25 protein-coding genes are annotated in these 23,937 nt (G+C 73.7%); 14 read left to right on the top strand and 11 right to left on the bottom strand.

All coding sequences use genetic code 11. The features are described 5' to 3' along the window. Nucleotides 1–52: 52 nt before the first annotated feature. From mshC to AB0B63_RS12780, 6 genes are all read right to left on the bottom strand, one after another. Entirely contained in the window at nucleotides 53–1,291 is a 1,239-nt protein-coding gene (mshC, locus tag AB0B63_RS12755) for a cysteine--1-D-myo-inosityl 2-amino-2-deoxy-alpha-D-glucopyranoside ligase (protein ID WP_357017681.1), read from the bottom strand. Between the two features lie 67 nt (nucleotides 1,292–1,358). Further along, the gene (locus tag AB0B63_RS12760; protein WP_208566266.1) at nucleotides 1,359–2,174 is read right to left on the bottom strand and encodes an SCO1664 family protein; all 816 of its coding nucleotides are present in this window, start codon (nucleotides 2,172–2,174) and stop codon (nucleotides 1,359–1,361) included. Beyond that, a complete protein-coding gene (locus tag AB0B63_RS12765; RefSeq protein ID WP_208566267.1) occupies nucleotides 2,171–2,749 on the bottom strand; it encodes a DUF3090 domain-containing protein in 579 nt (192 codons plus the stop codon). The genes AB0B63_RS12760 and AB0B63_RS12765 overlap by 4 nt, the downstream gene beginning before the upstream one ends. A gap of 104 nt (nucleotides 2,750–2,853) precedes the next feature. After that, complete coding sequence (locus AB0B63_RS12770) at nucleotides 2,854–3,558, bottom strand: histidine phosphatase family protein (RefSeq protein ID WP_208566268.1); 705 nt, start codon at nucleotides 3,556–3,558, stop codon at nucleotides 2,854–2,856. A gap of 80 nt (nucleotides 3,559–3,638) precedes the next feature. Continuing rightward, on the bottom strand, nucleotides 3,639–4,475 hold the full coding sequence (locus tag AB0B63_RS12775) for an undecaprenyl-diphosphate phosphatase (RefSeq protein WP_208566269.1): 837 nt from the start codon (nucleotides 4,473–4,475) through the stop codon (nucleotides 3,639–3,641). Further along, nucleotides 4,472–5,524, bottom strand: coding sequence for an LLM class F420-dependent oxidoreductase (locus AB0B63_RS12780; protein ID WP_357017686.1), 1,053 nt, complete (start codon nucleotides 5,522–5,524; stop codon nucleotides 4,472–4,474). Before AB0B63_RS12780 ends, AB0B63_RS12775 begins: the two co-directional genes overlap by 4 nt. 370 nt (nucleotides 5,525–5,894) lie before the next feature. Between AB0B63_RS12780 and AB0B63_RS12785 the strand changes: the two genes are divergently transcribed. From AB0B63_RS12785 to AB0B63_RS12810, 6 genes are all read left to right on the top strand, one after another. Then, a complete protein-coding gene (locus tag AB0B63_RS12785) occupies nucleotides 5,895–6,866 on the top strand; it encodes an aldo/keto reductase (RefSeq protein ID WP_208566271.1) in 972 nt (323 codons plus the stop codon). Nucleotides 6,867–7,438: 572 nt separating this feature from the next. Continuing rightward, nucleotides 7,439–7,561 carry a hypothetical protein gene (locus AB0B63_RS12790; protein ID WP_255470009.1) on the top strand — a complete coding sequence of 41 codons (123 nt, stop codon included), beginning with the start codon at nucleotides 7,439–7,441 and terminating at the stop codon, nucleotides 7,559–7,561. Between the two features lie 70 nt (nucleotides 7,562–7,631). Next, on the top strand, nucleotides 7,632–8,735 hold the full coding sequence (locus AB0B63_RS12795; RefSeq protein WP_208566272.1) for a ThiF family adenylyltransferase: 1,104 nt from the start codon (nucleotides 7,632–7,634) through the stop codon (nucleotides 8,733–8,735). Continuing rightward, a complete protein-coding gene (locus AB0B63_RS12800; RefSeq protein ID WP_357017691.1) occupies nucleotides 8,732–9,940 on the top strand; it encodes a hypothetical protein in 1,209 nt (402 codons plus the stop codon). Before AB0B63_RS12795 ends, AB0B63_RS12800 begins: the two co-directional genes overlap by 4 nt. Next, nucleotides 9,937–10,506: a DUF3105 domain-containing protein gene (locus AB0B63_RS12805; protein ID WP_208566274.1), complete on the top strand. Its 570-nt coding sequence runs from the start codon at nucleotides 9,937–9,939 to the stop codon at nucleotides 10,504–10,506. Before AB0B63_RS12800 ends, AB0B63_RS12805 begins: the two co-directional genes overlap by 4 nt. A gap of 172 nt (nucleotides 10,507–10,678) precedes the next feature. Beyond that, a complete protein-coding gene (locus AB0B63_RS12810; RefSeq protein WP_088646215.1) occupies nucleotides 10,679–10,870 on the top strand; it encodes a DUF5703 family protein in 192 nt (63 codons plus the stop codon). Nucleotides 10,871–11,026: 156 nt separating this feature from the next. Here the strand turns inward: AB0B63_RS12810 and AB0B63_RS12815 are convergent, their stop codons facing one another. Continuing rightward, nucleotides 11,027–11,689 carry a hypothetical protein gene (locus AB0B63_RS12815; RefSeq protein WP_357017695.1) on the bottom strand — a complete coding sequence of 221 codons (663 nt, stop codon included), beginning with the start codon at nucleotides 11,687–11,689 and terminating at the stop codon, nucleotides 11,027–11,029. A gap of 47 nt (nucleotides 11,690–11,736) precedes the next feature. Then, nucleotides 11,737–13,065 (bottom strand): M20/M25/M40 family metallo-hydrolase, encoded by a 1,329-nt coding sequence (locus tag AB0B63_RS12820; RefSeq protein WP_357017698.1) that lies wholly within the window; start codon nucleotides 13,063–13,065, stop codon nucleotides 11,737–11,739. Nucleotides 13,066–13,355: 290 nt separating this feature from the next. On the opposite strand from AB0B63_RS12820, the gene AB0B63_RS12825 reads away from it, so the two are divergent. The 3 genes from AB0B63_RS12825 (at nucleotide 13,356) to AB0B63_RS12835 (ending at nucleotide 15,316) form a co-directional block, all read left to right on the top strand. Further along, nucleotides 13,356–13,976, top strand: a complete 621-nt coding sequence (locus tag AB0B63_RS12825) for a hemerythrin domain-containing protein (protein ID WP_357017701.1) — start codon at nucleotides 13,356–13,358, stop codon at nucleotides 13,974–13,976. Between the two features lie 85 nt (nucleotides 13,977–14,061). Continuing rightward, nucleotides 14,062–15,060, top strand: coding sequence for a LysR family transcriptional regulator (locus AB0B63_RS12830; protein WP_357017704.1), 999 nt, complete (start codon nucleotides 14,062–14,064; stop codon nucleotides 15,058–15,060). Nucleotides 15,061–15,079: 19 nt separating this feature from the next. Beyond that, nucleotides 15,080–15,316: a hypothetical protein gene (locus AB0B63_RS12835; RefSeq protein ID WP_208566279.1), complete on the top strand. Its 237-nt coding sequence runs from the start codon at nucleotides 15,080–15,082 to the stop codon at nucleotides 15,314–15,316. A 128-nt stretch (nucleotides 15,317–15,444) separates the two neighbouring features. Here AB0B63_RS12835 and AB0B63_RS12840 read toward each other — a convergent pair whose 3' ends face one another. From AB0B63_RS12840 to AB0B63_RS12850, 3 genes are read right to left on the bottom strand one after another with little or no spacing between them, the layout of a single operon-like run. Continuing rightward, the gene (locus AB0B63_RS12840; protein WP_357017708.1) at nucleotides 15,445–15,789 is read right to left on the bottom strand and encodes a DUF3140 domain-containing protein; all 345 of its coding nucleotides are present in this window, start codon (nucleotides 15,787–15,789) and stop codon (nucleotides 15,445–15,447) included. Continuing rightward, nucleotides 15,789–15,953, bottom strand: coding sequence for a hypothetical protein (locus tag AB0B63_RS12845; protein ID WP_208566281.1), 165 nt, complete (start codon nucleotides 15,951–15,953; stop codon nucleotides 15,789–15,791). The genes AB0B63_RS12840 and AB0B63_RS12845 overlap by 1 nt, the downstream gene beginning before the upstream one ends. A gap of 13 nt (nucleotides 15,954–15,966) precedes the next feature. Next, complete coding sequence (locus AB0B63_RS12850; protein WP_208566282.1) at nucleotides 15,967–18,519, bottom strand: ATP-dependent Clp protease ATP-binding subunit; 2,553 nt, start codon at nucleotides 18,517–18,519, stop codon at nucleotides 15,967–15,969. Nucleotides 18,520–18,641: 122 nt separating this feature from the next. On the opposite strand from AB0B63_RS12850, the gene AB0B63_RS12855 reads away from it, so the two are divergent. The 5 genes from AB0B63_RS12855 to AB0B63_RS12875 all read left to right on the top strand — a co-directional run bounded on the left by AB0B63_RS12855 (nucleotide 18,642) and on the right by AB0B63_RS12875 (nucleotide 23,910). Beyond that, nucleotides 18,642–19,019, top strand: coding sequence for a hypothetical protein (locus tag AB0B63_RS12855; RefSeq protein WP_208566283.1), 378 nt, complete (start codon nucleotides 18,642–18,644; stop codon nucleotides 19,017–19,019). A gap of 202 nt (nucleotides 19,020–19,221) precedes the next feature. Then, nucleotides 19,222–19,482, top strand: coding sequence for a hypothetical protein (locus tag AB0B63_RS12860; protein WP_208566284.1), 261 nt, complete (start codon nucleotides 19,222–19,224; stop codon nucleotides 19,480–19,482). A gap of 9 nt (nucleotides 19,483–19,491) precedes the next feature. Continuing rightward, complete coding sequence (locus tag AB0B63_RS12865) at nucleotides 19,492–20,577, top strand: hypothetical protein (protein ID WP_357017713.1); 1,086 nt, start codon at nucleotides 19,492–19,494, stop codon at nucleotides 20,575–20,577. After that, nucleotides 20,570–23,254 carry an FtsK/SpoIIIE domain-containing protein gene (locus tag AB0B63_RS12870; RefSeq protein ID WP_357017716.1) on the top strand — a complete coding sequence of 895 codons (2,685 nt, stop codon included), beginning with the start codon at nucleotides 20,570–20,572 and terminating at the stop codon, nucleotides 23,252–23,254. Before AB0B63_RS12865 ends, AB0B63_RS12870 begins: the two co-directional genes overlap by 8 nt. Next, a complete protein-coding gene (locus AB0B63_RS12875) occupies nucleotides 23,251–23,910 on the top strand; it encodes a hypothetical protein (RefSeq protein WP_357017719.1) in 660 nt (219 codons plus the stop codon). Before AB0B63_RS12870 ends, AB0B63_RS12875 begins: the two co-directional genes overlap by 4 nt. The last annotated feature ends 27 nt before the right edge of the window (nucleotides 23,911–23,937 follow it).

The following is a 23,937-nucleotide window of genomic DNA, read 5'->3' on the forward strand; positions in this document are numbered from 1 at the left end:
GTGGGGGTGGGGGTGGGGGTGGGGGTGGGGGGTGGGGTCCGGGTGGGCGGGGTTAGAGGCGGATGCCGAGGAGGGCGTCGACGGTGGTGGCGAAGAGGGCGGGGGCCTGCGGGTCGTCGGTGGTGCCGGCCAGCGCCGCATCCGCCCAGCCGTCGGCCAGGGCGAGTGCGCCAGGGGTGTCCAGGTCGGCGCCGAGGCGCTCGCGTACCCCGGCGAGGAAGGCCGCGCCGGACGGCCCGGACGGCGCGGTAGCGGCCCGCCGCCAGCGGTCCAGCCGCTCCTGCGCGGCGGTCAGCACGTCGTCGGTCCAGGCCCGGTCGGTCCGGTAGTGCCCGGACATCAGGCCGAGCCGGACGGCCATCGGATCCACCTGGTCGGCGCGCAGCCGGGAGACGAAGACCAGGTTGCCCTTGGACTTCGACATCTTCTCGCCGTCCAGGCCGATCATGCCGGCGTGCACGTAGTGGTCGGCGAAGGGGGCGGTGCCGGTGAGCCGCTCCGCGTGCGCGGCGGAACACTCGTGGTGCGGGAAGATCAGGTCGTTGCCGCCACCCTGCACGTCGAGCCGGTCACCGAGCAGGTTGAGCGCGATCACGGTGCACTCGATGTGCCAGCCGGGCCGGCCGGGGCCCAGCTCACCGCCCGGCCAGGACGGCTCGCCGTCGCGGGCGCCGCGCCACAGCAACGGGTCGAGCGGGTCGCGTTTGCCGGCCCGTTCCGGGTCGCCACCGCGCTCGGGGAAGATCTCCAGCATCTGCTCCCGGGTCAGGTTCGACTCGTAGCCGAACGCCGGGGCGGCGGCGACGTCGAAGTAGACGTCGCCGGTGCCGTCGTCGAGCCGGTAGGCGGCACCGTCCTTGAGCAACTCCTGCACCCGGTCGGCGATGTCCGGGATCGACTCGACCGCGCCGACGTAGTGCGCCGGCGGGATGATCCGCAACGCCTCCATGTCCTCGCGGAACAACGCGGTCTCCCGCATCGCGAGGACCTTCCAGTCCTCCCCGTCACGCTCGGCGCGTTCCAGCAGCGGGTCGTCGATGTCGGTGACGTTCTGGACGTACCGGACGGTCAGACCGGCGTCACGCCACATCCGCTGCACCAGATCAAAGGTGATCATGGTGGCGGCGTGCCCCAGGTGGGTGGCGTCGTACGGGGTGATGCCGCAGACGTACATGGTGGCCGGGCCGGCAGGGCTGCTCGGGTGGACACCACGCCGCGCCGAGTCGTACAAGCTCAGTGGCCCGCCGTCGCCCGGCAGCCGTGGCACCTCGTGTCCCGCCCAAGACTCCATGACCGTCAGCCTAACGAGCCGTCCCGCCGCCGGGCACGGTCGCCCGGGTGATCAACACGACAACGGCTCACATGGGCGGCCAGGGCATCGCCGGCCACTCCTGCGGCGGCAACGGGAAACGACCGGTGTCCCGCAACCGCCCCACCCGGGCCCCCACCTCGGCGACCTCGCCGAGGGTCAGGTGCTCCGCCAACTCCTCACCCAACTCGCCGGCAAGCTGCCCGGCGAGGGCGTCGAGCACCTGCACCGCATCCGCCGGGAGCTGGCGGCCCGCCCACCCCCACAGGACGGTCCGCAGCTTGTCCTCGACGTGGAAGCAGACCCCGTGGTCCACCCCGTAGATCCGGTCGTCGGCACCCACCAGCACGTGGCCGCCCTTACGGTCGGCGTTGTTGAGCACCGCGTCGAGCACCGCCAGCCGGGCCAACCGGGGATCGTCCGCGTGTGCCAGGGCGTACGCCGCACCGTCGTCGTCGCGGGCGGCGGCCACCGGGAACCAGCGTGGCGGCACCGCCTCGGCCGGCACGAACCCGACCAACGGATCGGCGTCGTCCGGCTCGTCGATCCACAGCTGGCACGACCCCGGCCCCAGCGGCCCGTCCCGCAGCACCGTCGGCGGGACCAGATCCCAGCCGGTGGCCCGGGAGACCAGGTAGGCGGAGACCTCCCGGCCGGCGAGGGTACCGTCGGGAAAATCCCAGAGCGGGCGCTCGCCGCGCACCGGCTTGTAGACGCAGCGGGCGGTCCGGCCGTCCAGGGTCAGGATCGCCCGCAGGGTGGTGTTGGAGGCGTCGACCAGCCGCCCTTCCAGCTCCAGTTCACCGTCGCACAGCAGCCGGAGCGCGGCGTCGGCGTCCTGACGCCGCACCTCCGACGAGGTCACCGGTGGTAGCCGTTGTGCCGGGGGCAGAGGTGCCCGGCCGGGTCGAGCGGCTGCCCGCACAGCGGGCAGGGCGGACGGCCGGCGTTGACCACCCGGCGGGCCCGTTCGATGAACTCGCGGGTCGCCTCGGGGGTCAGCCGCACCCGCAGCCGGTCGAGGTCCTCGTCCGGTTCCTCGTCGTCGTCCTCGTCGGCCTCGTCGTCGTCGCCCAACTCGACCTCGGCCTCCCCCTCACCGGCGGCGATCGCCTCGATCACCACGGTGGCGGAGTCCACGTCGAAGGCCAACCCGAGGGTGCCGACCCGGAACTCCTCGTCGACCGGGTTGTCCAACGGGTCGTTGTCACCGACGGCCACGGGCGCCTCCGGCAGCTCGACACCGAACCGGCGCTGCGCCTCGGAGAGGAGCTCCTCCAGCTTTTCGGCGAGCAGGGAGACCTGCACCTTCTCCAGCGCGACGCTGACCAGCCGACCGCCACCGCGGGCCTGGAGGAAGAACGTGCGCTCCCCCGGCGGCCCGACGGTCCCGGCGACGAACCGCTCCGGCGGCTCGAAGGCGTGCACCTGGTGGGTCATACCCACGACCCTATCCGGAGCGTGGAACGGTCGCGCAAGGCACCGACGCCGAATCAGCCGAGCGCGAAACGGCGCGACCCGGGTGCGACGTCGGACGGCCCGGCTCAGCCGGCGGTCCCCGCACCCCCGCCGACGGCCGCGTCGGAGTCGGCCGGTCGGGTCGCCCGACGCCGCCGCCGGGCCGGTGGCGGCACCAGTGCGGCCAGGTCACCGCCGGTGTCGTTGAGCCGGACCAGGAACGGCCGTAGCGAGGTGTAGCGGATCGCGGTGACCGAGGCCGGGTCGGCGACGATGCGTTGGAACAGGTCCAGGTGCACCCCGAGGGCGTCGGCCACGATGGCCTTGATCACATCGCCGTGACTGCACGCCAGCCAGACCGCCTCCGGCCCGTGCTCGGCGGTGACCCGGGCGTCCCAGGCCCGCACCGCGGCGACCGCGCGCGCGGACATCTGCGCCATCGACTCCCCGTCGGGGAAGACGGCCGCGCTGGGATGCTGCTGCACCACCGGCCAGAGCTTCTCCTTGGCGAGCTTCTTCAACGGCTGCCCCTCCCAGGCGCCGTAGCCGCACTCGATCAGCCCCTCCTCGACCACCGGCGCGGCCTGCGGGAGCGCCAGGTCGAGGGTCTGCCGGCAGCGGATCAGCGGACTGGTGACCACCGCCGCCAACGGCAGGCCACGAAGCCGCTCGCCGACCGCGGCCGACTGGGCCCGCCCGGTGTCGTCCAGCTCGACCGGCTGCCGGCCGGCCAGCCCGCCGTCGGCGTTCGCGGTCGTCCGGCCGTGTCGCAGAAGCAGAAGGGTCGCCACGCCCCCACCCTAGGGGCAGGTGGCACGGCGACGGCCCCCGACACCGGCTGGTGGTGTCGGGGGCCGTCGGGTCCGTCGGGTCAGGTGGCGCTGATCGTGCCGGTGAGCAGCAGCGCCAGTACCAGGGTGCCGAGCGCCACCCGGTAGAGGACGAAGACGTAGAGGGTGTGGTGCGCCACATAGCGCAGCAGCCAGGCGATGGCCGCGTAGCCGATGCCGAAGGCGATGATCGTGGCGACCACCATCTGCGCCACCGAGGGCACCGAGGTGCCCGGCGCGGCCGGCTCGAAGACGTCCCCGACGCTGAAGATGCCGGACATCACCACCGCCGGGATGGCCAGCAGGAACGAGTACCGGGCGGCGGCCTCCCGGGTCAGGTTGAGCAGCAGGCCGGCGGTGAGCGTGCCGCCGGAGCGGGACACCCCGGGGACCAGCGCCATGGCCTGGGCGAAGCCCATCACGATGCCGTCGCGCATCCGGAAGTTCGCCAGGGTACGGGTCTGCCGGCCCCAGTACTCGGCGAAGGCCAGCACGAAAGCGAAGACGATCAACGTGGTGGAGACCACCCACAGGTTGCGCCCGGCGGTGCGGATCTGGTCCTTGAACAGGAAACCGAACAGCCCGATCGGGATCGAGCCGACGATCACGTACCAGCCCATCCGGTAGTCGAGGCTGGAGCGGACCGAGGTGTCCCGGATGCCGACCAGCCAGGTCCGGGTGATCCGCCAGATGTCCTTGGCGAAGTAGATGAGCACGGCCGCCTCGGTGCCCAGCTGGGTCACCGCGGTGAAGGACGCGCCCGCGTCCCGGTCGAAGAAGATCGCCGAGGTGATCCGCAGATGCCCCGACGAACTCACCGGAAGAAACTCGGTGAGCCCCTGGACGATGCCCAGGACGATGGCCTCGACCCAGGTCACTCGCCGACTCCCGAGAGGTCGAGGGCCTCGGCGACGGTACGCAGGGTCTGCACGCCGCTGTCCCGGTCGGCCACGAACAGGGTGACCGACAGGGTGGTCACCCCGGCGGCCGCGTACTCCCGCATCCGCTCGGCGATGCGTTCCTTCGGGCCGAGCAGCGAGGTGCGGTCGATGAACTCCATCGGCACCGCCGCCGCCGCGTCCCGCTGCTGCCGGGCCAGGTAGAGATCCTGGACCTGCCGGGCGGCGTCGCCGTAGCCCATCCGGGTGGCCAGCTGGTTGTAGAAGTTCTGCTGCCGGCTGCCCATCCCGCCGACGTAGAGGGCGGCGTACCAGCGGACCATCTCGGCGCAGGAGGCCACGTCGTCGCCGACCACCACCGGCACCGACGGCACCACGTCGAAGCCGGCCAGCTCCCTGCCCGCCTTCGCCCGTCCGGCCTGCACCGAGGCGAGCTGCTCCTCGGCGAACTCGGGGGCGTAGAAGACCGCCAGCCAGCCGTCGGCGATCTCACCGGCCAGTTCCAGGTTCTTGGGGCCGACGGCGGCCAGGTAGATCGGGATGTGCTCGCGTGGCGGGTGGAAACCCAGCCGCAGCGCCTTGCCGGGGCCGTCGGGTAGCGGCAGCGTGTAGTGCTCACCGGCGTAGGCGACCTCCTTGCGGGCCACCGCCAGCTTCACGATGTCGACGTACTCGCGGGTGCGGGCGAGCGGCTTGGCGAACCGGACGCCGTGCCAGCCCTCGGAGACCTGCGGGCCGGAGACGCCCAGGCCGAGCCGGAACCGGCCGCCGGAGAGGGCGTCGATGGTCGCCGCGGTCATCGCGGTCATCGCCGGGGTACGGGCGGGGATCTGCATCACCGCGCTACCCACGTCGATCCGCTGGGTCTGGCCGGCCATCCAGGCCAGCATGCTCGGGGAGTCCGAGCCGTACGCCTCCGCCGCCCACACCACCGAGTAGCCGAGGCGGTCCGCTTCCTGGGCGAGCGCCAGGTGGTCCGCCGGCGTGCTCCACGCTGTCTGATATCCGAGGCTGAGCCCGAGTCGCACTGATCCTCCCCATCCCGCACCACAGGTCGCATCAGGTTACGCAATGCCATGGGTCCCGCCGGAGACCGGCTCACCCCCGCACACCGCGTCCGCCGACACCGGCGGGCCGAGCCGGTCGCGGGTACGCCGACGTCGGCCGGTGCGGGACGGGCGGTGACGGCCGGGCTGACGACGTCGGATGGTGGCGACGGGCGGCCCATGTCGGACGGGCGCGGCGGGTGGGTGGGGTCGACAACCAGCGACCGGATCGGCGCATCGGGTGCACAACGCGACACCGGGGGCGGCGGTGACGGTCGGATCGGCGACCCGACAGGCAGAGATGCCGGGAGCAAGGATATCGGTTGCGCCGGGTTCGAAATAAGGTTCACCCATGCAACAGCGACCGCTCGGCCGAAGCGGGCTGGCGGTTTCCCGGCTCGCGCTCGGCACCATGACCTGGGGCCGGGACACCGACGCCGACGACGCGGCGGCCCAGCTGAAGAGTTTCCTCGACGCGGGCGGCAACCTGGTCGACACCGCCGACGTGTTCGCCGACGGGGACGCCGAGTCGGTGCTCGGCTCGCTGCTGGGCACCCTGGTCCCCCGCGAGGACGTGCTGATCGCCACCAAGGCGGGTCTGCGGCCGGGCAGCGGCCGACGGCGCGACGGCTCCCGGGGGCACCTGCTGCGGACACTGGACGGCTCGCTGCGCCGGCTCGGCACCGACCACGTCGACCTGTGGCAGGTGCACGGCTACGACCCGGACACCCCGCTGGAGGAGACCCTCGCCGCGTTGGACCACGCGGTGGCTTCCGGCCGGGTCCGCTACGTCGGGGTGTCGAACTTCTCCGGCTGGCAGACCGCGCGCGCCGCCGCCTGGCAGGCCGCCTGGCCGGGGCGGGCCCCGGTGGTCGCCACCCAGATGGAGTACTCACTGCTGGAGCGGGGGGTGGAGCGGGAGGTGCTGCCGGCCTGCGCCGCGCTGGGCCTGGGCGTGCTGCCGTGGTCGCCGCTGGGGCGGGGGGTGCTGACCGGCAAGTACCGCAACGGCCGCCCGGCGGACTCCCGGGCCGCCTCGGCGCACTTCGAGCCGTTCGTCGCCACCTACCTGGAGCCGCGCTGCTCCAGCATCGTCGAGGCGGTGAGCATCGCCGCGGGCGGGCTGGGCGTGTCGCCGCTGGAGGTGGCGCTGGCCTGGATCCGGGACCGGCCGGGGGTGACCGCGCCGATCCTCGGTGCCCGCACGGTCGGCCAGCTGCTCGGCGCGTTGCAGGTGGAACGGATGACCCTGCCGGAGGAGATCACCACGGCCCTGGACGACGTGTCCGCCGTGCCGGCCGGCTACCCGGAACGCGAGGGCTGACCCGCCCGTACCGGAGCGGGCGCTGACCCGGACCGTCCCGGTGCCGGAATGCAGAAGGCTGACCCCGGCCCGCTACCGGACGCCGGTGGGGCCGTCGCCGTGCCCCGACGGCGTCGGCCCGTGCTCGCCCGCCCACGCGAGGCGGTGCCGGAGGTGACCCCGCTGCCGCCCGGCCGGTCGGTTGCCGTGCCCGCAGCGGGCCGACGGTGTGGCAGTCGGGCCGCAGCACGCCCCGGCGGCGACCCCGCACAAGGTAGCGGAACGCCCCAAAAGCGCACCGGAGCGCGTCAATTCCGCCGATCATCCTTTACCAACTGTCACACCCCCATAATTCGATCCACCCGCTGGTGTGTGTTCCGCCCGAATAGGCGGGCTTCGACGCCCCTGGCGCGCTTTTGGCCCAGCTCTTTTTCGTCCGTTTTCCGGTGGCCCTGCCCGAAAAGGGATTACCCCCCTCGCGGGCCACCTGATCCGGCTGCCGAAAACATTGTGGCGAACCAATGGCGGTGCTCTAATGATTGCGGCGCGAGCGACCCCCGCCGCGCCGTTTCTCCCATTTCGTTGGAGGACCCGTGGACCGTAAGACCGACGTCAAGCGCAAGCCCGCCAAGGTCGTCGTGCGCAAGCTCGAGCGGCTCGAGACCACCGTCGCCATCATCAGCGAGCCGGGCTGCCGCAACGACGTCTGCGGCTGACCCACCCCGTTTCGGCCGGGGCGCGGCGTGCCGCGCCCCGGCCGGCCATCTTCCAGGAGGTCTTCGCCCGATGCAGCGGCCCCGGATCAAGGGCATCCACAAGCCGGTACGGCTCCGCCCGACCCTGATCAACATCGGTGGTCGGCAGCTGGGGATCGGCGCGGAGATCGACGACGAGGACGGCAGCCTCTGGGCGCTGCTCGGTCTGATGGACGGCACCCGCACCCGGGCCGAGATCGTCGCGGCGCTGCTCGCCGGGCACCCGGAGATGACGGCCGACGAGGCGACCGACGCGCTGGAGACGATCATCGACGCCGGGTACGTGGAGGACGCCGCCGCGCCGCCCCCACCCGAGCTGAGCCCAGCGGAGATCGACCGCTACGACCGGGCGTTCACCTACCACGCCTGGGTGGACCTCACCCCGCGTACCTCCCGCTACGAGGTGCAGGCCCGGCTCAAGGCGGGCCGGGTGGTGGTGCTGGGGCTCGGCGGCTCCGGTTCGGCGGTGGCCGCCTCGCTGGTGGCCGCCGGGGTGGGCACGGTGCACTGCGTCGACTTCGACGTGGTCGAGACGGGCAACCTGACCCGGCAACTGCTCTACACCGAGGACGACATCGGCGCCGCCAAGGTGGACACCGCGGTGGCCCGGCTGCGCCTGATGAACTCCCACGTCACGGTGACCGGCGAGGAGGCCCGGGTCGACTCGACGGCGGACGTGGCGGCGTTGATGCGCGACCGCGACCTGCTGGTGCTCTGCGCCGACCAGCCCCGGCACGCCATCCGGGAGTGGACCAACCGGGCCGCCCTGGCCACCGGCACCCCCTGGATGCTCGCCCAGTACGCCGGCCCGATGGCGGTGATCGGTCTCTTCGTGCCTGGTCAGACCTGCTGCGAGGCGTGCCTGCCGAGCGTCACCGACCGGCTGCGTGAGGAGCACGGCACCGAGCCGGAGGAGCTGTTCGGATTCACCGGGCACGCGGTGATCGCCCCCACCGCCAACCTGACCGGGCACCTGGCCGCCCTCGACGTCGTCTACCACCTCGCCGGCATCCCGACGACCACCCGGGGCCGGATGTTCCACCTGAGCCTGACCGACCTGACCTACCACTACGTGGTCAATCCCCGGCCCGGCGTGAAGTGCGACACCTGCGGCTGGTTCCAGGAGGAACGGTGACCGTGCTCGGGTTGGACAGCCACCCTCCGGTGACCCACCTGGTGGTCCGCCAGGAGGAGGACGACGAGTACGTCGTCGGCGACCTGGCCAGCGGAAACTTCGTGGTGGTGCCCGAGGTGGGGGCGCGGCTGGTGGCGTTGTTCGCCGCCGGCCGGACCGTCGCCGAGGCCGCCGACGAGGTGGAACGCGAGACGGGTGAACCGGTCGACGCGTTGGACTTCGTCGAGGTGCTGGTCGAGGCGGGCATCATCCGGGTGCAGGAGGGGCCGCCGCCGGCGCCGGCCCGACCCTGGTCGGTGTCGCGCATCCCGGCCCGGCTGGTCCGGCCGTTGTTCGGCCGGGTGGCCTGGACGATCTACGTCGGCGCGTTGCTGGCCACCCTGGCGATGTTCGTCGCCGAGCCGTCGCTGCTGCCCACCTACGAGGACACCTTCATCTTTCCCGACGTGGTGCTCAGCCTGCTGATCACCAATGTCACGGTGGCCCTGCTCACGGTGGTGCACGAGGCGTGGCACGCGTTCGCCGGGGCGGCCGTCGGCGTACGGTCGCAGCTGCGGTTGGAACGCCGGGGGATCTTCCCGGTGCTGGAGACCGACCTGACCGGGCTCTGGGCGTTGCCGCCGGAACGCCGCTACGGCCCGTTCCTCGCCGGTATGGCCATCGACGGGATCCTGCTGTTCGCCGCCGTCGCCCCACGGTTCGCCTGGTCGCGGGGCTGGCTGGAACTGCCGCCGGGGATGGTGCGGTTCCTCGCCATGGTGGTGTTCAGTCAGGCCGTCAAGCTGGCCTTCCAGACGCTTGCCTATCTGCGCACCGACATGTACCTGGTGATGGCCACCGCGACCGGCTGCCGCAACCTGCACGAGGTGACCCGGCTCAGCGTCAAGAAATGGATTCGCCGGTTGACCCCCGCCGAACGCGCCGTGCTGCGTGACGCACACGCCCGGGATCTGCGGGTGTCCCGCTGGTACCGATTGTTGTATGTCGCCGGAGTAATCTGGATGGTCTGGTTCGCCATCCATTTTCTGCTACCGGGGGCGAAAGTGACCCTGGGGTGGGCCGCCGGGGTGCTGACCGGCGCACCGTTCGGCAGTGCCTACTGGTGGGAGGGAATTGCGCTGGCGGCTTTCGCCTCGCTCAACATTCTGCTTCCAGTCGGGGTGATCGTGCGTAATCGTTACCGCGCCGGAAGGTTGGCCACGTGAACCGCAGATGGCTCGGCCCGGTGGTCAGCGTGGTGGTCACCGTGCTCAGTGTGGCGACCATGTCCAGCCTCGGGGTGGGGGTGTTGATCAACCTGGTCGGCGGGGAGGCGGCGCTGCCCTGCGACCGGTTGCCCGGCACCGCGCAACCGTTCGAGGGCGACCGGCACATCGCGTACGAGGGTGCGCCGCACGAGCCGTACCGGACGCTCCCGCCGACGTCGGGGCCGCACTCGCCCCGGGTGGTGGTGCCGGGCATCTACCGCGACGCGGTGCCGGAGGAACTCCAGGTGCACGCGCTGGAACACGGCCACGTGCTGGTGCAGTACGCCCCGGACGTCCCGCCCGGCGACGTCGAGAAGCTGGAGCGGCTCGGCCGCCGGCATCCCCGTGACGTGGTGGTGGCCCCCTACCCACCGCTGGGTCACGGCATCGGGTTGACCGGCTGGCAGCGGCTGGACCGGCTGGACACCCTCGACGAGCGGGCGGTCGAGGAGTTCATCGAGCGGATCGCCGGCCGCTACGACCATTCCTGGCAGCACGGGGCGACCGACTGTGTGTCGGGTTGACGGGTGGGGCTGAGCGCAGCAGGGCGACCTGACGGTCCGGGCGGCCGACGGGCGGACCTGGCGGGCCGGGTCGACGGGGGCCGGGCCGACCGGGGGGGGTCGCCCCCGGTGGTGGCGCGGCGCACCGCCCGGGGGGTGGCGCCCGGCCGCCGGGCTGGGCAGCATGGATGCCATGGACTACGAATACGCGCCGTTGCGGTTGCCGCCGAACGTCGACCGGTTGACCGCTGCGGCGCAGCTGGCCATCCAGGCCGAGTTCTCCGGCTGGGAGCTGGCCCGGGTGCAACTGTTCCGCGACGGCACCCGCAAGGTGGTGCTGCGTCGCCGCCGGGTCAACCAGCCGCAGCCGGGCCTGTCCTACTGACTACCGGCACGCCACCGCCACCGCCACCGGCAGAGGCCACCGGCACCCGGCAGTGGCCACCGGCACCGAGGGCTGGCCGTCGGCACCGACGCGGCGGGTGCGGAGGGACACCGTGCCGGCCCGGGTCAGGTGAGCCCGGGCCGGCACGCGCGACACCTAGTGCTGGTGCCCGGCGTGGTCGTGGTCGTCCTCGTCGAGGAACGGGTGCTCGTCGAGCCGGCCCACCAGCCGGTCGTCGGCGGCCGGGGAGAACGGGCCCACCGGGTCGTCGTCGTCGAACGACTCCAGGTCGACCGGGGTGCCCACCTCGCTGACCATCACCACGCCGTCCAGCGGCTCCAGCTCCGGCACGTCCAGGGCGGACAGCGATCCGTCGCCGCTCTGCAACAGCTCCAGCACCGCCTCGCCGACCCCCTCGACCGGCGCCGGCTCGTCGTCCTCGGGGGTGCCCTCCCGGCGGGCCACCTCGGCGACCCGCAGCAGCGCCGAGACGCTGGGCACCCGGTAGTCGCGGCGCTGCCGCACCGAAATGACCTGGGGGTGCGGATCGGTGGCCGCGGCGCCCTCGGCCGCGCCGCCGAAGCGCTCGTCGGCCTCGTCCGGGTCGATCGACTCCACGTCCCAGGGGGTGACCTCGCCGAACGCGTCGAGCAGCTGCTCGTCGTAGGCGAAGGAGGCGTTGTTCAACGCCACGTACGCCTGCCACACGTCGTCGTCGTCGATCCGCCCCTGGGCGGCACGCACGGCCGTCAGGTGGGCGCGGGCCGCGTCGATCACGCGCTCCAGGGCGGCGTCCAGCTCACCGTGCTGGTCGGTCATGAGGCAGTCCCTTCAACAAATGGGGGAAGGTGCGGCACCGGTGCTGCTCAGCAGTTGCGGAGGAACCGGTCGAGCACCCGCACGCCGAACTGTAGTCCGTCCACCGGTACCCGCTCGTCGATGCCGTGGAACAACGCCGAGAAGTTGAGGTCCGCCGGCAGCCGCAGCGGGGCGAAACCGAAGCAGCGCATCCCGAGCTGCGCGAACGCCTTGGCGTCGGTGCCACCGGAGAGCATGTACGGCACCGGCCGCGCCCCCGGGTCCTCGGCGCGCAGGGCGGCCGACATCGCCTCGACCAGGTCCCCGTCGAAGGTGGTCTCCAGGGCCGGCTGCCGCTGGATGTACTCGATCTCGATGTCCGGGCCGACCAGCTCGCGCAGCTGCCGTTCCAGCAGCTCCGACTGGCCGGGCAGGCTGCGGCAGTCGATGGTGGCGGTGGCCCGGCCGGGGATGACGTTGTCCTTGTAGCCGGCGGCGAGCCGGGTCGGGTTGGCGGTGCTGCGGATGGTCGCCCCGATGATGTTGGCGATCGGGCCGAGCTTGGCGATGGCGGTCTCCGGGTCGTCCGGGTCCAGCTCGACGCCGAGCACGTCGGACAGTTCCGCCAGGAAGGCCCGGACGGTCGGGGTGACGGTGATCGGGAAGCGGTGCCGGCCGATCCGGGCGACCGCCTCGGCCAGCGCGGTGACCGCGTTGTCGTCGTGGACGAACGAGCCGTGCCCGGGGCGGCCCTTGGCGTGCAACCGCATCCAGTCCAGCCCCTTCTCGGCCGTCTCGATCAGATAGAGCCGCTGGGCGTCGCTGATCGAGTAGGAGAAGCCGCCGACCTCGCCGACCGCCTCGGTGCAGCCGTCGAAGAGGTCCCGGTGCTGCTGGACGAGGAAGTGCGCGCCGTAGTCGCTGCCCGCCTCCTCGTCGGCGGTGTAGGCCAGCACGATGTCGCGGGGCGGACGGACACCGGTGCGCTGCCAGTGGCGTACCACCGCCAGGACCATCGCGTCGAAGTCCTTCATGTCGATCGCACCCCGGCCCCACAGGTAGCCGTCGCGGATCTCCCCGGAGAACGGGTGCACCGACCACTCGTCGGCGTCGGCGGGCACCACGTCCAGGTGCCCGTGCACCAGCAGGGCGTCCCGGCCCGGGTCGACGCCGGGGATGCGGGCGACCAGGTTGGCCCGGCCCGGCGCGGACTCGTGGATCTCGGCGGCCACGCCGACCTCGGCGAGCTTCTCCGCGACGTACTCGACGGCCCGGCGCTCCCCCGCACTGGTGGCGTTGTCACCGGTGTTGGTGGTGTCGATGCGCAGCAGGTCACGGCAGAGGTCGACGACCTCGACGGTGGGATCGGGCGGGGCGGAGGCGGCATCGCTCGTCATCGCCTCTTTCTACCAGTCGCCGGTCCCGCCGCGAACGGCCCGGCCGGCTCTGGCACGTCCCGCCCCGCCGACCGCACCGGGACCACCCGCCGGGCCCGGCCGGCCTGCGCCGCCGAGCCCGGTCGACAGCGCAGGCCGGCCCGCTCGGCAGCGCCGGACGACCTGGGCCGGGGTGCCCGCACCGGCCGCCGGGGTTTGCCGGTCACCGGGTACGGGTACCGGCGCTGGCGTCCCCGTTTCGCCCGTCGCACCGGCCGGCGACCCGTGCCGGCCCCGTCGAGGAGGGCGTCATGTCCGCCGTTCCCCTGCCCCCGCTGCCCCCAGCCGCCGACGACGCCTACCGCCCCGGTGGGCGGAGCATGGCCGATCTCGCCGACACCGAGCACCGGCAACTGCTCGACCTCGTCGAGCAGGTCACCGACCCCACCCTGGCGGTCGAGCGTCGGCGGGAGGTGCTCCAGGTGCTCACCGCCACGGTGTCGCGGCACCTGTCGGCGGAGGAGCAGTACCTGCTGCCCAGCGCCCGTGCCGCGCTGCCCGACGCCGACGCCCGGGTGGACCGGGAGATCGCGGCGGACGCGGCGCTGCTCACCGTGCTGAAGGCCCTGCGCGGCCCGGACGACCCGACGCTCGCCGACGTGGTGGCCCAGATCCGGCGGCACGTCACCGCGGTCGGCGCGCTGATCGTCCCGCTGCGCGAGGTGGCCACCGACGCCGAGCTGATCCGGTTGGGCAACCGGTGGGAGATCGCCGAAGAGGCGGCCCCGACCCGGCCGCATCCGGGCACCCCGGCCACCCCGCCGTGGAACCGGATCGTCGAGCCGGCCGTCGGAGTGGTGGACAAGCTCCGCGACGCGGTGACCGGCCGGCGTACCCAGCTGAGCGACCTCACCCGCCGCGCGCGGCGGTGACCGGTCGACTCCGATCCGTTCAGCTCGGCCAGCCGGTTGCGTTCAGGGCCTTCCGTCTATCGACGAGTGGCCATACCGTCACCATATGAATCTGGAGCTGCGCCACCTGCGGGTGGTCTGCGCGATCGCCGAGACGGGCAGCGTGACCAAGGCCGCGTCCGCCCTCGGCCTGGCCCAGCCGGCCCTGACCGCCCAGCTTCAGCGCATCGAGCGGACGCTGGGCGGTCCGTTGTTCGAACGGGACCGCCGGGGGGCCCGGCCGACCGCCCTGGGAGAGTTGGTGCTGTCCCGGGCCCGGGTGCTGCTGCCGGCGATGAAGGGCCTACAGGACGAGGCGGCCCGGCTGGCCGGCGCCGACGACGCCCTCGGCCGGTACCGCTTCGGCGGGGTGAACAGTCCCATCCTGGGCCGGCTGGTGCACCGGCTCGCCGCCGAGCAGCCGCACGCCCAGATCACCACCTACGCGTCGTGGTCGGCCGACGAGTTGGCCGCCCTCGTCGCCGGTGGTCGGCTCGACTTCGCACTGACCGGGATCTGCGGCGATGCCACCCCACCGGCGGAGTTCGGCCTGACCTGGCAGGAGGTGGCGGTCGACCCGGTGCTGGTGCTGCTGCCCGCCGGCCACCCGACGGCCGACCAGGACGAGGTCGGTCTGGCCGAACTGCGCCACGAGCAGTGGGTGGCCGCCCCGGGCGACGGCTGCTTCGGCGACTGCTTCGCCGCCGCGTGCGCCCGCGCCGGGTTCACCCCCCGCAAGGTGTACGAGACCGACGTGCGCGGCTGCATGGACCTGGTCGACGCAGGGGAGGCGGTGGCGTTGTGCCAGGCCACCTTCCGTCCGGTCGCCGGGCTGGTGACCCGTCGGCTCGCGGGCATCCCGCTGCGCTGGCGGCTGCTGCTCGGCTGGCACCCCGAATCCCCGGCGGCCCGGGTCGCCGAGGCGGTGCTGGAGGACGCGGTGGCCGCGTACACCGATTCGTTGGCCGCGCATCCCGACTACCTGGCCTGGTTGCTGCGGCATCCCGAGTTCGGGGCCCGGGACACCGGCACGGCCCGCCCGGCCGGGCGGGTGCGAACGGCGTGACGACGGGTATCAGCCCTGCATGACCGATCTCTATCCGGCCGCCGACCAGCGGGAACTGCTGCGCCGGGCGGCCACCGCGCACACCGCTGCCGCCCGCGACGTCGAGACGTTCCTGCGTCGCCTGCCCGAGGTGCCCGACCCGGCCGACATCACCGAGTACGCGACGCTGCTCACCCGGGAGGAGCAGACCCGGGCCGAGCGGCAGGACGCCGCCGACGCCGCCGGCCTGCAACTGCCCAGCCTCGGGTCCGAGTAGCCCACCGACGAGCGGGCACCCGGGACGGCGTCCCGGGTGCCCGCGCCATCGTCGACCAGCCTTCGGAGCCGCCCGGCCCCGCCGGACCGGGTCGGCATCCGAACCGGGTCGGCGGGCGACGGTCCCGGTCAGCGTTCGACGAGGACGTCGTGGCCCAGGTCGAGCAGGGCGTACCGCCACTCGTCGTCGACGTCGCCGGGCTTCTCGTCCACCAACGACCGGATCCGGTCGACCGCCATCCGCATCACCGCCACGTCGGCCGGGGTGAGGTCGACCTTGCGCTTGCGCAGCACGGCCAGGATCTGCCGGCCGGGCTCGGGCAGGTCGAGATCCGGGTCGGGGCCGAACGCCTCCTCCCCCGACCCGCGGGTCAGCAGCCACTGCCGCAGCTGCTCGGAGGGGACGTTCACCTCGGCGTGGAAGTCCTCCCAGAGCACCTCCACCTCGGGGTCGAGTCGCTGTTCGCGTGCCATCACGCCTCCTCTTCCGGTGCCCCGGGTGGTGCCGGGTCCCCGTCGTCGGTCCACTGCTTGAGTCCCTCCGGCGGCACCTGGACCCGCCCCGGGTTCGCCGTCGGGGCCGCGAGGATGGGTGGGGTCTGCTCGGCGTACTCCTCGGTCTCCTCGGGTTCGGTCATCTCCGCCCTCCGGTCATCGGGGATGCGAGGTGGTGGCGGGCGCGTAGTCGCGGTCGCCGGCGGACACGTCGAAGGTGAGCTGCCCGTCCCGCGCGTCGACGGTGACCTTCTGCCCTGGTGAGAGCTGGTTCTCCAGCAGCATCCGGGACAGCCGGTTGTCCACCTCCCGCTGGATCACCCGGCGCAGCGGGCGGGCCCCGAACTCCGGCTGGTAGCCGTGCTCGGCCAGCCAGTCGGTGCCGGCCGCCGTGACGTCGACCTGGATGTCCTGGGCGTGCAGCCGACGCCGGGTCTCCTCCAGCAGCAGGCCGGTGATCTGGCGTAGCTGCTCGGCCTCCAGCCGCTGGAAGATGATCGTCTCGTCGATCCGGTTGAGGAACTCCGGCCGGAAGTTCTCCTGGAGCCGGCGCATCAGCCGCTCCCGCAGCTCGTCGGCCTCCTGCTGGTCGCCCTGCGCGCCGACCCCGAACCCGACCGTACGCTGGGCACCGGTGATCAGCTCCGAACCCAGGTTGCTCGTCATGATCAGTACGGTGTTCTTGAAGTTGACCGTGCGGCCCTGGCTGTCGGTGAGCCGCCCGTCGTCGAGCACCTGGAGCAGGATGTTGAACACGTCCGGGTGGGCCTTCTCGATCTCGTCGAGCAGCACCACCGCGTACGGGCGGCGGCGTACCGCCTCGGTGAGCTGACCGGCCTCCTCGTAGCCGACGTAGCCGGGGGGCGCACCGACCAGCCGGGCCACGGTGTGCCGTTCCTGGAACTCGCTCATGTCCACCCGGACCATCCGGTCGGCCTCCCCGAACAGCGCCTCGGCCAGGGCGCGGGCCAGTTCGGTCTTGCCGACGCCGGTCGGGCCGAGGAACAGGAAGCTGCCCATCGGCCGGTTCGGGTCGGCCAGCCCGGTACGCGAGCGGCGGACCGCCTCGGCGATCGCGGTGACCGCGTCGTCCTGGCCGATCACCTTCTGGTGCAGGTGCCCCTCCAGGCGCAGCAGCCGGTCGCGTTCCTCCTCGGTGAGTTGGCTGATCGGGATGCCGGTGGAGCGGGAGACCACCTCGGCGATCTCCGTGGTGTCGACCGACGGGACCTGACTGTCCCCGCCGTCGCCCCGGGCCCGCCCGATCTGCGCCTCCACCTCGGCGATGCGGTCCCGCAGGGCGGACGCCTTCTCGTACTGCTCGTCGGCGACGGCTTGTTCCTTGTCCCGGCGCACGTCCTCCAGTTGCTGCTCCAACTCCCGCACGTCCGAGGCGGGGGTCCGGGTGCGCAGCCGTACCCGCGCACCGGCCTGGTCGATCAGGTCGATCGCCTTGTCCGGCAGGAACCGGTCGGTGACGTACCGGTCGGACAGTTCGGCGGCGGCGACCAGCGCCTCGTCGGTGAACCGGACCTGGTGGTGGGCCTCGTAGCGGTCCCGCAGGCCGCGCAGGATGGCCACGGTGTCCTCGACGTCGGGCTCGGGCACCAGCACCGGTTGGAACCGGCGGGCCAGGGCGGCGTCCTTCTCGATGCTGCGCCGGTACTCGTCGAGCGTGGTCGCCCCGATCACCCGCAGCTCGCCGCGGGCCAGGGCCGGCTTGAGCATGTTGGACGCATCCATGCCGCCCTCGCTGCCGGCGCCGCCCGCGCCGACCAGGGTGTGGATCTCGTCCAGAAATATGATCAACTCGTCCCGGTGGGCCCGGATCTCGTCGATCACCTTCTTGAGCCGCTCCTCGAAGTCGCCCCGGTAGCGGGTGCCGGCGACCAGGCCAGCCAGGTCGAGCTGGACGACCCGCTTGCCGAGCAGGGTCTGTGGCACGTCGCCGTCGCAGATCCGCTCGGCCAGGCCCTCCACGATGGCGGTCTTGCCGACGCCCGCCTCACCGATGAGCACCGGGTTGTTCTTGGTGCGCCGGGACAGGATCTCGACGGCCTGTTCGATCTCGTCGGCGCGGCCGATCACCGGGTCGATCTGGTCGTTGCGGGCCAGGTCGGTGAGGTCCTGGCCGTACTGGTCGAGGGTGGGGGTGCCCCGGTCGGGTTTCGGGCCGGCCATCGGGCCGCGTTCGGCGCCGGCCGCCTGGAGCGACTCGGGCTGGATCCGGCCGGCGGCGAGCATCCGGCCGGCGGGCGACTCGGGGTTGAGCGGCAACGCCATCAGGATGTGTTCGGGGCCGATGTAGTTCGCCCCCATCGCCCGGGACAGCTGGTGGGCGTCGAGCAACGCCCGTTTCGCCGCCGGGGTGAGGGACAGGTTGGGTGGCACCTCGCCGCCCGGGGCGCCGTCGGCGCGGCCACCGAGCGCGTTGACCAGGGTGTCCGGGTCGGCACCGGCGCGGCGGACCAGGTCCCGCAGCGGGTCACGCTGCAACGCCGCCCAGAGCAGGTGGTCGGTGTCCAGGTCGGTGCTGTGCTTCTGGGCGGCCCGGCGGGCCGCGTCGGCCAGCATCTCCCGGGCGTCGGCGGTCATCAGCCGGGTGATGTCGACCCGATGGGCCGGCCGGCGTCCGCCCTCACCCCGGCCGAAGTACCGGGCCAGGAACTCGTCCCACGGGTCGGAGCCGAAGTCACCGGGTCCCATCATGTCTGTCCTCCGCTCCTCGGGCGCGGCAGGGTCGCCGAGGGCGACACGTAGGCGCGACACGATCGCCGGTGGCTACCCGACGGTCGCCCCGACAAACGCCCGCAGGTGGCAGGGTGGGGGGCATGGACACCAACCCGCTGCTGATCGTCGACGGTGCGAACGTGGTCGGCTCCCGACCGGACGGCTGGTGGCACGACCGGGCCGGCGCGGCGGCCCGGCTGCGCGACCGGCTGGTCCCGGTGGCCGACGCCGGCGTACCCCCGGAGCTGCCCGCGCCCGTCGAGGTGGTGCTGGTGGTGGAGGGCGCGGCCCGCGACGTGCCGGGAGTGGCGGGGGTACGCACCGTCGCGGCCCCCGGCTCGGGCGACGACACCATCGTCGACCTGGTCCGGGACGCGCCGGACCGGCGTCGGCTGGTGGTCACCGCCGACCGGGAGCTGCGCGGCCGGGTGGGTGAGCTGGGCGCCGAGGTGTACGGCCCCCGCTGGTTGCCCTCCTGATCCGGGGCGGTCCGGGGTCCGGGACCACCCCCACCCAGTCCCGCCGACGGGATCAGGCGTCTCGCTTGCGGGACCTCGCGACGGCTTTCCCGCACGTCAGGGCAGTAACCGGACACCCGGGCAGCAACACCGACAGGGCGGATGTTCTCTCCCCGTCGGGGATACGTTGTAATGGAGATCTCCCCGCCCCCAGGAGGTCACCGTGGCGAGCGTCGCCGAGCTGAAGGCCGCGATCGACATCGCCCTCCAACAGATCGGTGACGGGCAGAGCGCCGTGCAGGCCGCCGGGGAGAAACTCTCCGAGGCGCAGCAGACCCTCGCCGGGGCGTTGGAGGGCAGCGGGCACGAGACCGTCGAGGCGGCCCAGGCCTCCCTCACCCAGGCCGGCCAGGAGCTGGAGGAATGTCTCGCCGCGACACTCGTCGCGGTGGAACAGGCACAGCTCTACGTGTCGTCGTTGTAGCGGGGCGTCGTGTCCATCGTCGAGGACGTCGGAGCCCAGGTACGGGCCGCCGCCGAGGAGTTCCCGCTGGCCCAGCTCGCCCTGGCCCTGGAGAAGTTCGGCCAGGCCACCGAGCGGCTGCGTTGGGTACGTCAGGAGTCGGCCAACCCGATGGGGGTGCCGGAACTCGCCGCCGCCACCGAGCACGCCGAGTCGGCCGGGCACGCCCTGCGGGTCGCCCAGGAGCAGCTCTCCGGATACCTGGCCGCCATCGGGCTGGCCCCCGACGGCCCGCCCCCGGCCCGCGCCGACGGTCCCGCGCCACGCCACGACGGGCCCCGGGGCGAGAGCACCGCACCGCCCGCCGCACCGGCACCGGCCACCGAGGAGGACCCCACCGTCAAACGCTGGTGGGCGGTCCGGGTGGCCGAGCTGACCGGCGGGCGGGAAGGCCCCGCCGAGCAGCCGGACGAGCGGGTCGCCGACTCGCGTGAGCTGCTGCGTCGGGTGGTGGCCGGCATCCGTTCCGGCGACCGGGACCGGCTGCACCGGGAGCTGCGCGCCGCCCACGCCGACGTCGGCCTCGGCCTGGCCGCGATCGCCCCACCGCTGCTGCGCGACCTCGCCGGGGAACTACTCGGCCACCCGCCCCGCGCCGACGACCTGCCCCGGCTGCGCCGGGAGCTGGACGGCCGGGTCCGCGACCTGCTGCCCGGGCTGCCCCCACCGGTGCTGGACACCCTGCTCACCCGGGTCTGCCGGATGCCCCCACCACGCCGGGGTGAGGGGGACGACGCGCAACCCCACGCCGCCGACCCCGCCGTCACCGCAGGTGTGCTCACCGGGGTGCTGCTGGCCCGGCTCGGCCGGGAGCTGCCCCGCGAGGAACGCGACAGGCAGCCGGCCCCCCAGCCGCCCGAGCGGGCACCGGAGGCCGACCGCTCGCGCCCGCGTCCACCCGCCGAGCGGCACCCCGGGTCACGCCCGCCGCGCCGGCCCGAGCCGGCCCCACCCCGCCGGCCCGAGCCGGGCCCGCCGCCGGGGGCGGGGCCACCCACCGGGTTCCCCGCGCCGGGCCGCAGGAGTCCGTGGGCGGACGGTGGGCCCCGTGGCTGACCTACGCGCCCAGCTGGCGGCGCGGGTGCGGGGGATGCTCTCCGAGGCGCTCGGCGTCACCCGTACCCGGCTCGCCTCGGCGGAGATGGAGCTGACCGCCGCCCGGGACCGGCTGACCCGGGTCCGGCGGGCCGCCACCGCCGTACCGGAGCGGGTCGGCGTGGAACGTGACCGACGACTCGTCGAGATCGACCGACGACACGCCGCCCGGCTCGCCGAGCTGGCCCACCGGGCGACCGAGGCAGCCCGTCGGGAGGCCCCCGGGGCGGCCGGCATGCCGTGGTCCGGGTGGCGGGTCACCCCGGCGGGACGCGGCGAGAGCCCCGGCCCGCTGCGCGTCGGCACCCTGCGGGTGCCCGGGGCGGAACCCGTCCCGGCGCTGGTGCCGCTGCTCGACGCCGGTCACGTGCAGCTGCTCGGTGACGACCGGGAGGGTGCCGACGCGGTGGTGTCGGCGCTGCTGCTGCGCGGGGTCGGCCGGGCCGAGCCGGGCGCGGTCCGGCTCTACGGCTACGACCCCGAACACCTCGGTGGCGGCCTGGCCGGCTTCGCCCCGCTCGGCACCGCCGGGCTGCTCACCTTCGTCGGGCCGGGCGGGCTGGCCCGGCTCCTCGACGACCTGGTGGAACAGATCCGCCGGATCAACGAGACGGTGCTGGCCGGCGAGTACGGCTCGCTGCGCGCCCTGGCCGTGGCCACCGGCCGACGCCCCGAACCGTGGCGGGTGGCGGTACTGCTCGGCGGGGACGAGTTGTCCCGGCACGAACGTGGCCAGCTCGACCGGGTGGTGCGCACCGGCGCGGCCTGCGGGGTGCACCTGGTGACACGCGGCATCGACCTGCCGGACGACCCGAGCCTCACCCGGATCGTCACCGGCCCGGGCGGGGTCCGCATCGGCGACCCACCCGGCCCCCCGGTACGCCTCGACCCGCCCCCACCGGCCACCCTGGTCACCGAGACCTGCCGGGAGGTCGCCACCCGGGTCAACGCCGGGCCGCCACCGACCCCCTTCACCGACCTGCTCCCCCCGCCGGAGCAGATGTGGAAGGACGACTCGGCACACGGGCTCACCGCCCCGATCGGCGAGGGACCGCACGGCCGGCCGGTGCTGCTGACCCTCGGCGACTATCCCCCGCACGCGCTGATCGGCGGGCCGTCCGGCACCGGCAAGACCAACCTCATCTTCGCCTGGATCGGTGCGCTGGCCGCCCGCTACTCCCCCGCCGAGCTGGAGTTCTATCTGCTCGACTTCAAGGAGGGGGTGTCCTTCGCCCGGTTCGCCCAGGGCCGCCGTGACCCGAGCTGGCTGCCGCACATGCGGCTGGTCGGGATCAACGTGAACACCGACCGGGAGTTCGGCCTGGCCCTGCTGCGTTTCCTCGCCGAGGAGCTGCGCCGACGCGCCGACGCGGCCAAGAAACACGAGGTGACCAAGCTGGCCGAGCTGCGCGCGGTGGACCCGACCGGGCACTGGCCCCGGATCGTCGCGGTGGTCGACGAGTTCCAGGCGCTGCTGGCCGGTCGGGACGTGGTGGCCCGGGAGGCCGCCGACCTGCTGGAGGACCTGGCCCGACGCGGTCGGTCGCAGGGCATCCACCTGGTGCTCGCCTCGCAGGACGTCCGGGGCATCGAGGCGCTGTGGGGGCGGCCCGCCCTGGTCGCCCAGTTCACCCTGCGGATCGCCCTGCCCAAGGCGCTGCGCATCCTCGCCGAACGCAACGACGCCGCGCAGGCGCTACCCCGCCACCACGCGGTGGTCAACGCCGAGTCGGGGATGACCGAGGGCAACCAGGTGGCCCGCATCCCGTCGGCCAGCGACTGGGAGACCTGGAGCGAGTTGCAGCACCGGCTGTGGCGGATGCGGCCCGCCGACGCCGCCCCGGCGCGGCTCTTCGACGGCGACGCGATCCCCCGGCTCGCCGAGGCCCCCGACTTCCGGGCGCTCACCCCGCCGGAGGATGACCTCCCGCCGCGCGGCCCGGTCGCCGTCCTCGGCGAGATCATCGACGTGCAGTCCCGCTCGGCGGCGCTGCGGTTGCCCCGGGCACCCGGCCGCAACCTCGCCGTCCTGGGCACCCGGGTCGACGAGGCGTGCGCGGTGCTCGACGCCGCCGCCCGCTCGCTGGCCCGGCAGCACCGCCCCGGCAGCGCCCGGTTCTCCATCGCCTGCCTCGACCCGGACGCCGACCCGGCGGCCCGTGCCCTCTACGAGGACCTCGCCGACGACGCCGCCTGGTACGACGAGGAAACGGTGGCCGAGCTGATGGCCGAGACGGCGACCGCGCTGACCCGCCCCGGCACCCCGTCCACCCCGCACTACCTGCTGCTGTTCGCCGTCGACGCGGCGGCGGGGGCGCTGGCGACCGGCTCGACCGGATCGACCGGGCTGGACCGGCTGCGCCGCATCCTGCACGACGGGCCGGAACGGCGTACCCACGTGCTGGCCTGGTGGCGGGGGGTGGCCCGGATGCGGGCGGACCTGGGCGGGCCGGCCGCCCGGACCGACCAGATCGGCGCCTGGGTGGCCCTGGACGTGCAGGGTGGCGAGCTGGGCTCGGCGCTCTACCCGGGCTCCGGCGGGCCGGACTGGTACCCGCGTCCGTGGCGTGGGCTCTTCTTCGACCGGGCGGTGCACCGCACCGGACAGGTGATCATCCCTTATGGTCCGTCCCGATGAACGAACCGGTCGCCAGTGACACCTACGCCGCGCACGTGCGCCGGCTCGCCGAACTGACCGGCCGGGTGGCCGCCCAGCGGGCCGAGGCGCAGGCCTGGCACGACCAGCAGTGCGCCGCCGCGCAACGGGCCGTGGCCCAGGCGAGCGCCCAGCTGCGGGACGCCGAGCAGGAGGCCACCGACGCCCGGTCGATGCTGGAGCGGGTCGACACCGAGGTCGGTCACCTCTGGGCCGAGCTGCGTTCCCTGCTGGGCACCCGCCGCCTCGGCGACCCGCCGGGGCCGGCCCGGGACGTCACCGGCGACCCGGTGCCGCTGCTGCACGGCGTACGCGAGCTGCTGGACCGGACCGGGCAACGCGGTGAGCTGCCCGGGTCGGTGAACCCGCTGCTCGCCCTCTGCGGGGTGGCCGGGGCGGTCGTCGCGTACGCCCTCGGGGCCGGCGCCCGGGCCCTCGGCCAGCGCTACGGTGGTGACCTGGCCGTCGGGATGCCGGTGCTGGCGCTGGTGGTGACGCTGCTCGGCCCGGTGGCCGGGCTGGCACCGGCGAAGCGGCTCGCCGACCGCCGGCACGCGCTGCTCGGCCCCCGCCCGTTGGCGGTCGTGCTGGCCGCCGGGGTGCTGACCACGGTCCTGCTGCTGGTGTCGACCCGCTGACCACGCCCCGGACCGCCCGGCCCGGGG

The organism is Micromonospora sp. NPDC049081 (assembly GCF_040648835.1).
Classification (GTDB): domain Bacteria; phylum Actinomycetota; class Actinomycetes; order Mycobacteriales; family Micromonosporaceae; genus Micromonospora; species Micromonospora antibiotica.

Excerpts from the sequence above, each read along its gene's own strand:
- mshC (WP_357017681.1), bottom strand. The coding sequence starts at position 1,291 with ATGGAGTCTTGGGCGGGACACGAGGTGCCACGGCTGCCGGGCGACGGC.
- AB0B63_RS12765 (WP_208566267.1), bottom strand. The coding sequence starts at position 2,749 with ATGACCCACCAGGTGCACGCCTTCGAGCCGCCGGAGCGGTTCGTCGCC.
- AB0B63_RS12785 (WP_208566271.1), top strand. The coding sequence starts at position 5,895 with ATGCAACAGCGACCGCTCGGCCGAAGCGGGCTGGCGGTTTCCCGGCTC.
- AB0B63_RS12795 (WP_208566272.1), top strand. The coding sequence starts at position 7,632 with ATGCAGCGGCCCCGGATCAAGGGCATCCACAAGCCGGTACGGCTCCGC.
- AB0B63_RS12810 (WP_088646215.1), top strand. The coding sequence starts at position 10,679 with ATGGACTACGAATACGCGCCGTTGCGGTTGCCGCCGAACGTCGACCGG.
- AB0B63_RS12815 (WP_357017695.1), bottom strand. The coding sequence starts at position 11,689 with ATGACCGACCAGCACGGTGAGCTGGACGCCGCCCTGGAGCGCGTGATC.
- AB0B63_RS12820 (WP_357017698.1), bottom strand. The coding sequence starts at position 13,065 with ATGACGAGCGATGCCGCCTCCGCCCCGCCCGATCCCACCGTCGAGGTC.
- AB0B63_RS12825 (WP_357017701.1), top strand. The coding sequence starts at position 13,356 with ATGTCCGCCGTTCCCCTGCCCCCGCTGCCCCCAGCCGCCGACGACGCC.
- AB0B63_RS12830 (WP_357017704.1), top strand. The coding sequence starts at position 14,062 with ATGAATCTGGAGCTGCGCCACCTGCGGGTGGTCTGCGCGATCGCCGAG.
- AB0B63_RS12835 (WP_208566279.1), top strand. The coding sequence starts at position 15,080 with ATGACCGATCTCTATCCGGCCGCCGACCAGCGGGAACTGCTGCGCCGG.
- AB0B63_RS12840 (WP_357017708.1), bottom strand. The coding sequence starts at position 15,789 with ATGGCACGCGAACAGCGACTCGACCCCGAGGTGGAGGTGCTCTGGGAG.
- AB0B63_RS12845 (WP_208566281.1), bottom strand. The coding sequence starts at position 15,953 with ATGACCGAACCCGAGGAGACCGAGGAGTACGCCGAGCAGACCCCACCC.
- AB0B63_RS12850 (WP_208566282.1), bottom strand. The coding sequence starts at position 18,519 with ATGATGGGACCCGGTGACTTCGGCTCCGACCCGTGGGACGAGTTCCTG.
- AB0B63_RS12855 (WP_208566283.1), top strand. The coding sequence starts at position 18,642 with ATGGACACCAACCCGCTGCTGATCGTCGACGGTGCGAACGTGGTCGGC.
- AB0B63_RS12875 (WP_357017719.1), top strand. The coding sequence starts at position 23,251 with ATGAACGAACCGGTCGCCAGTGACACCTACGCCGCGCACGTGCGCCGG.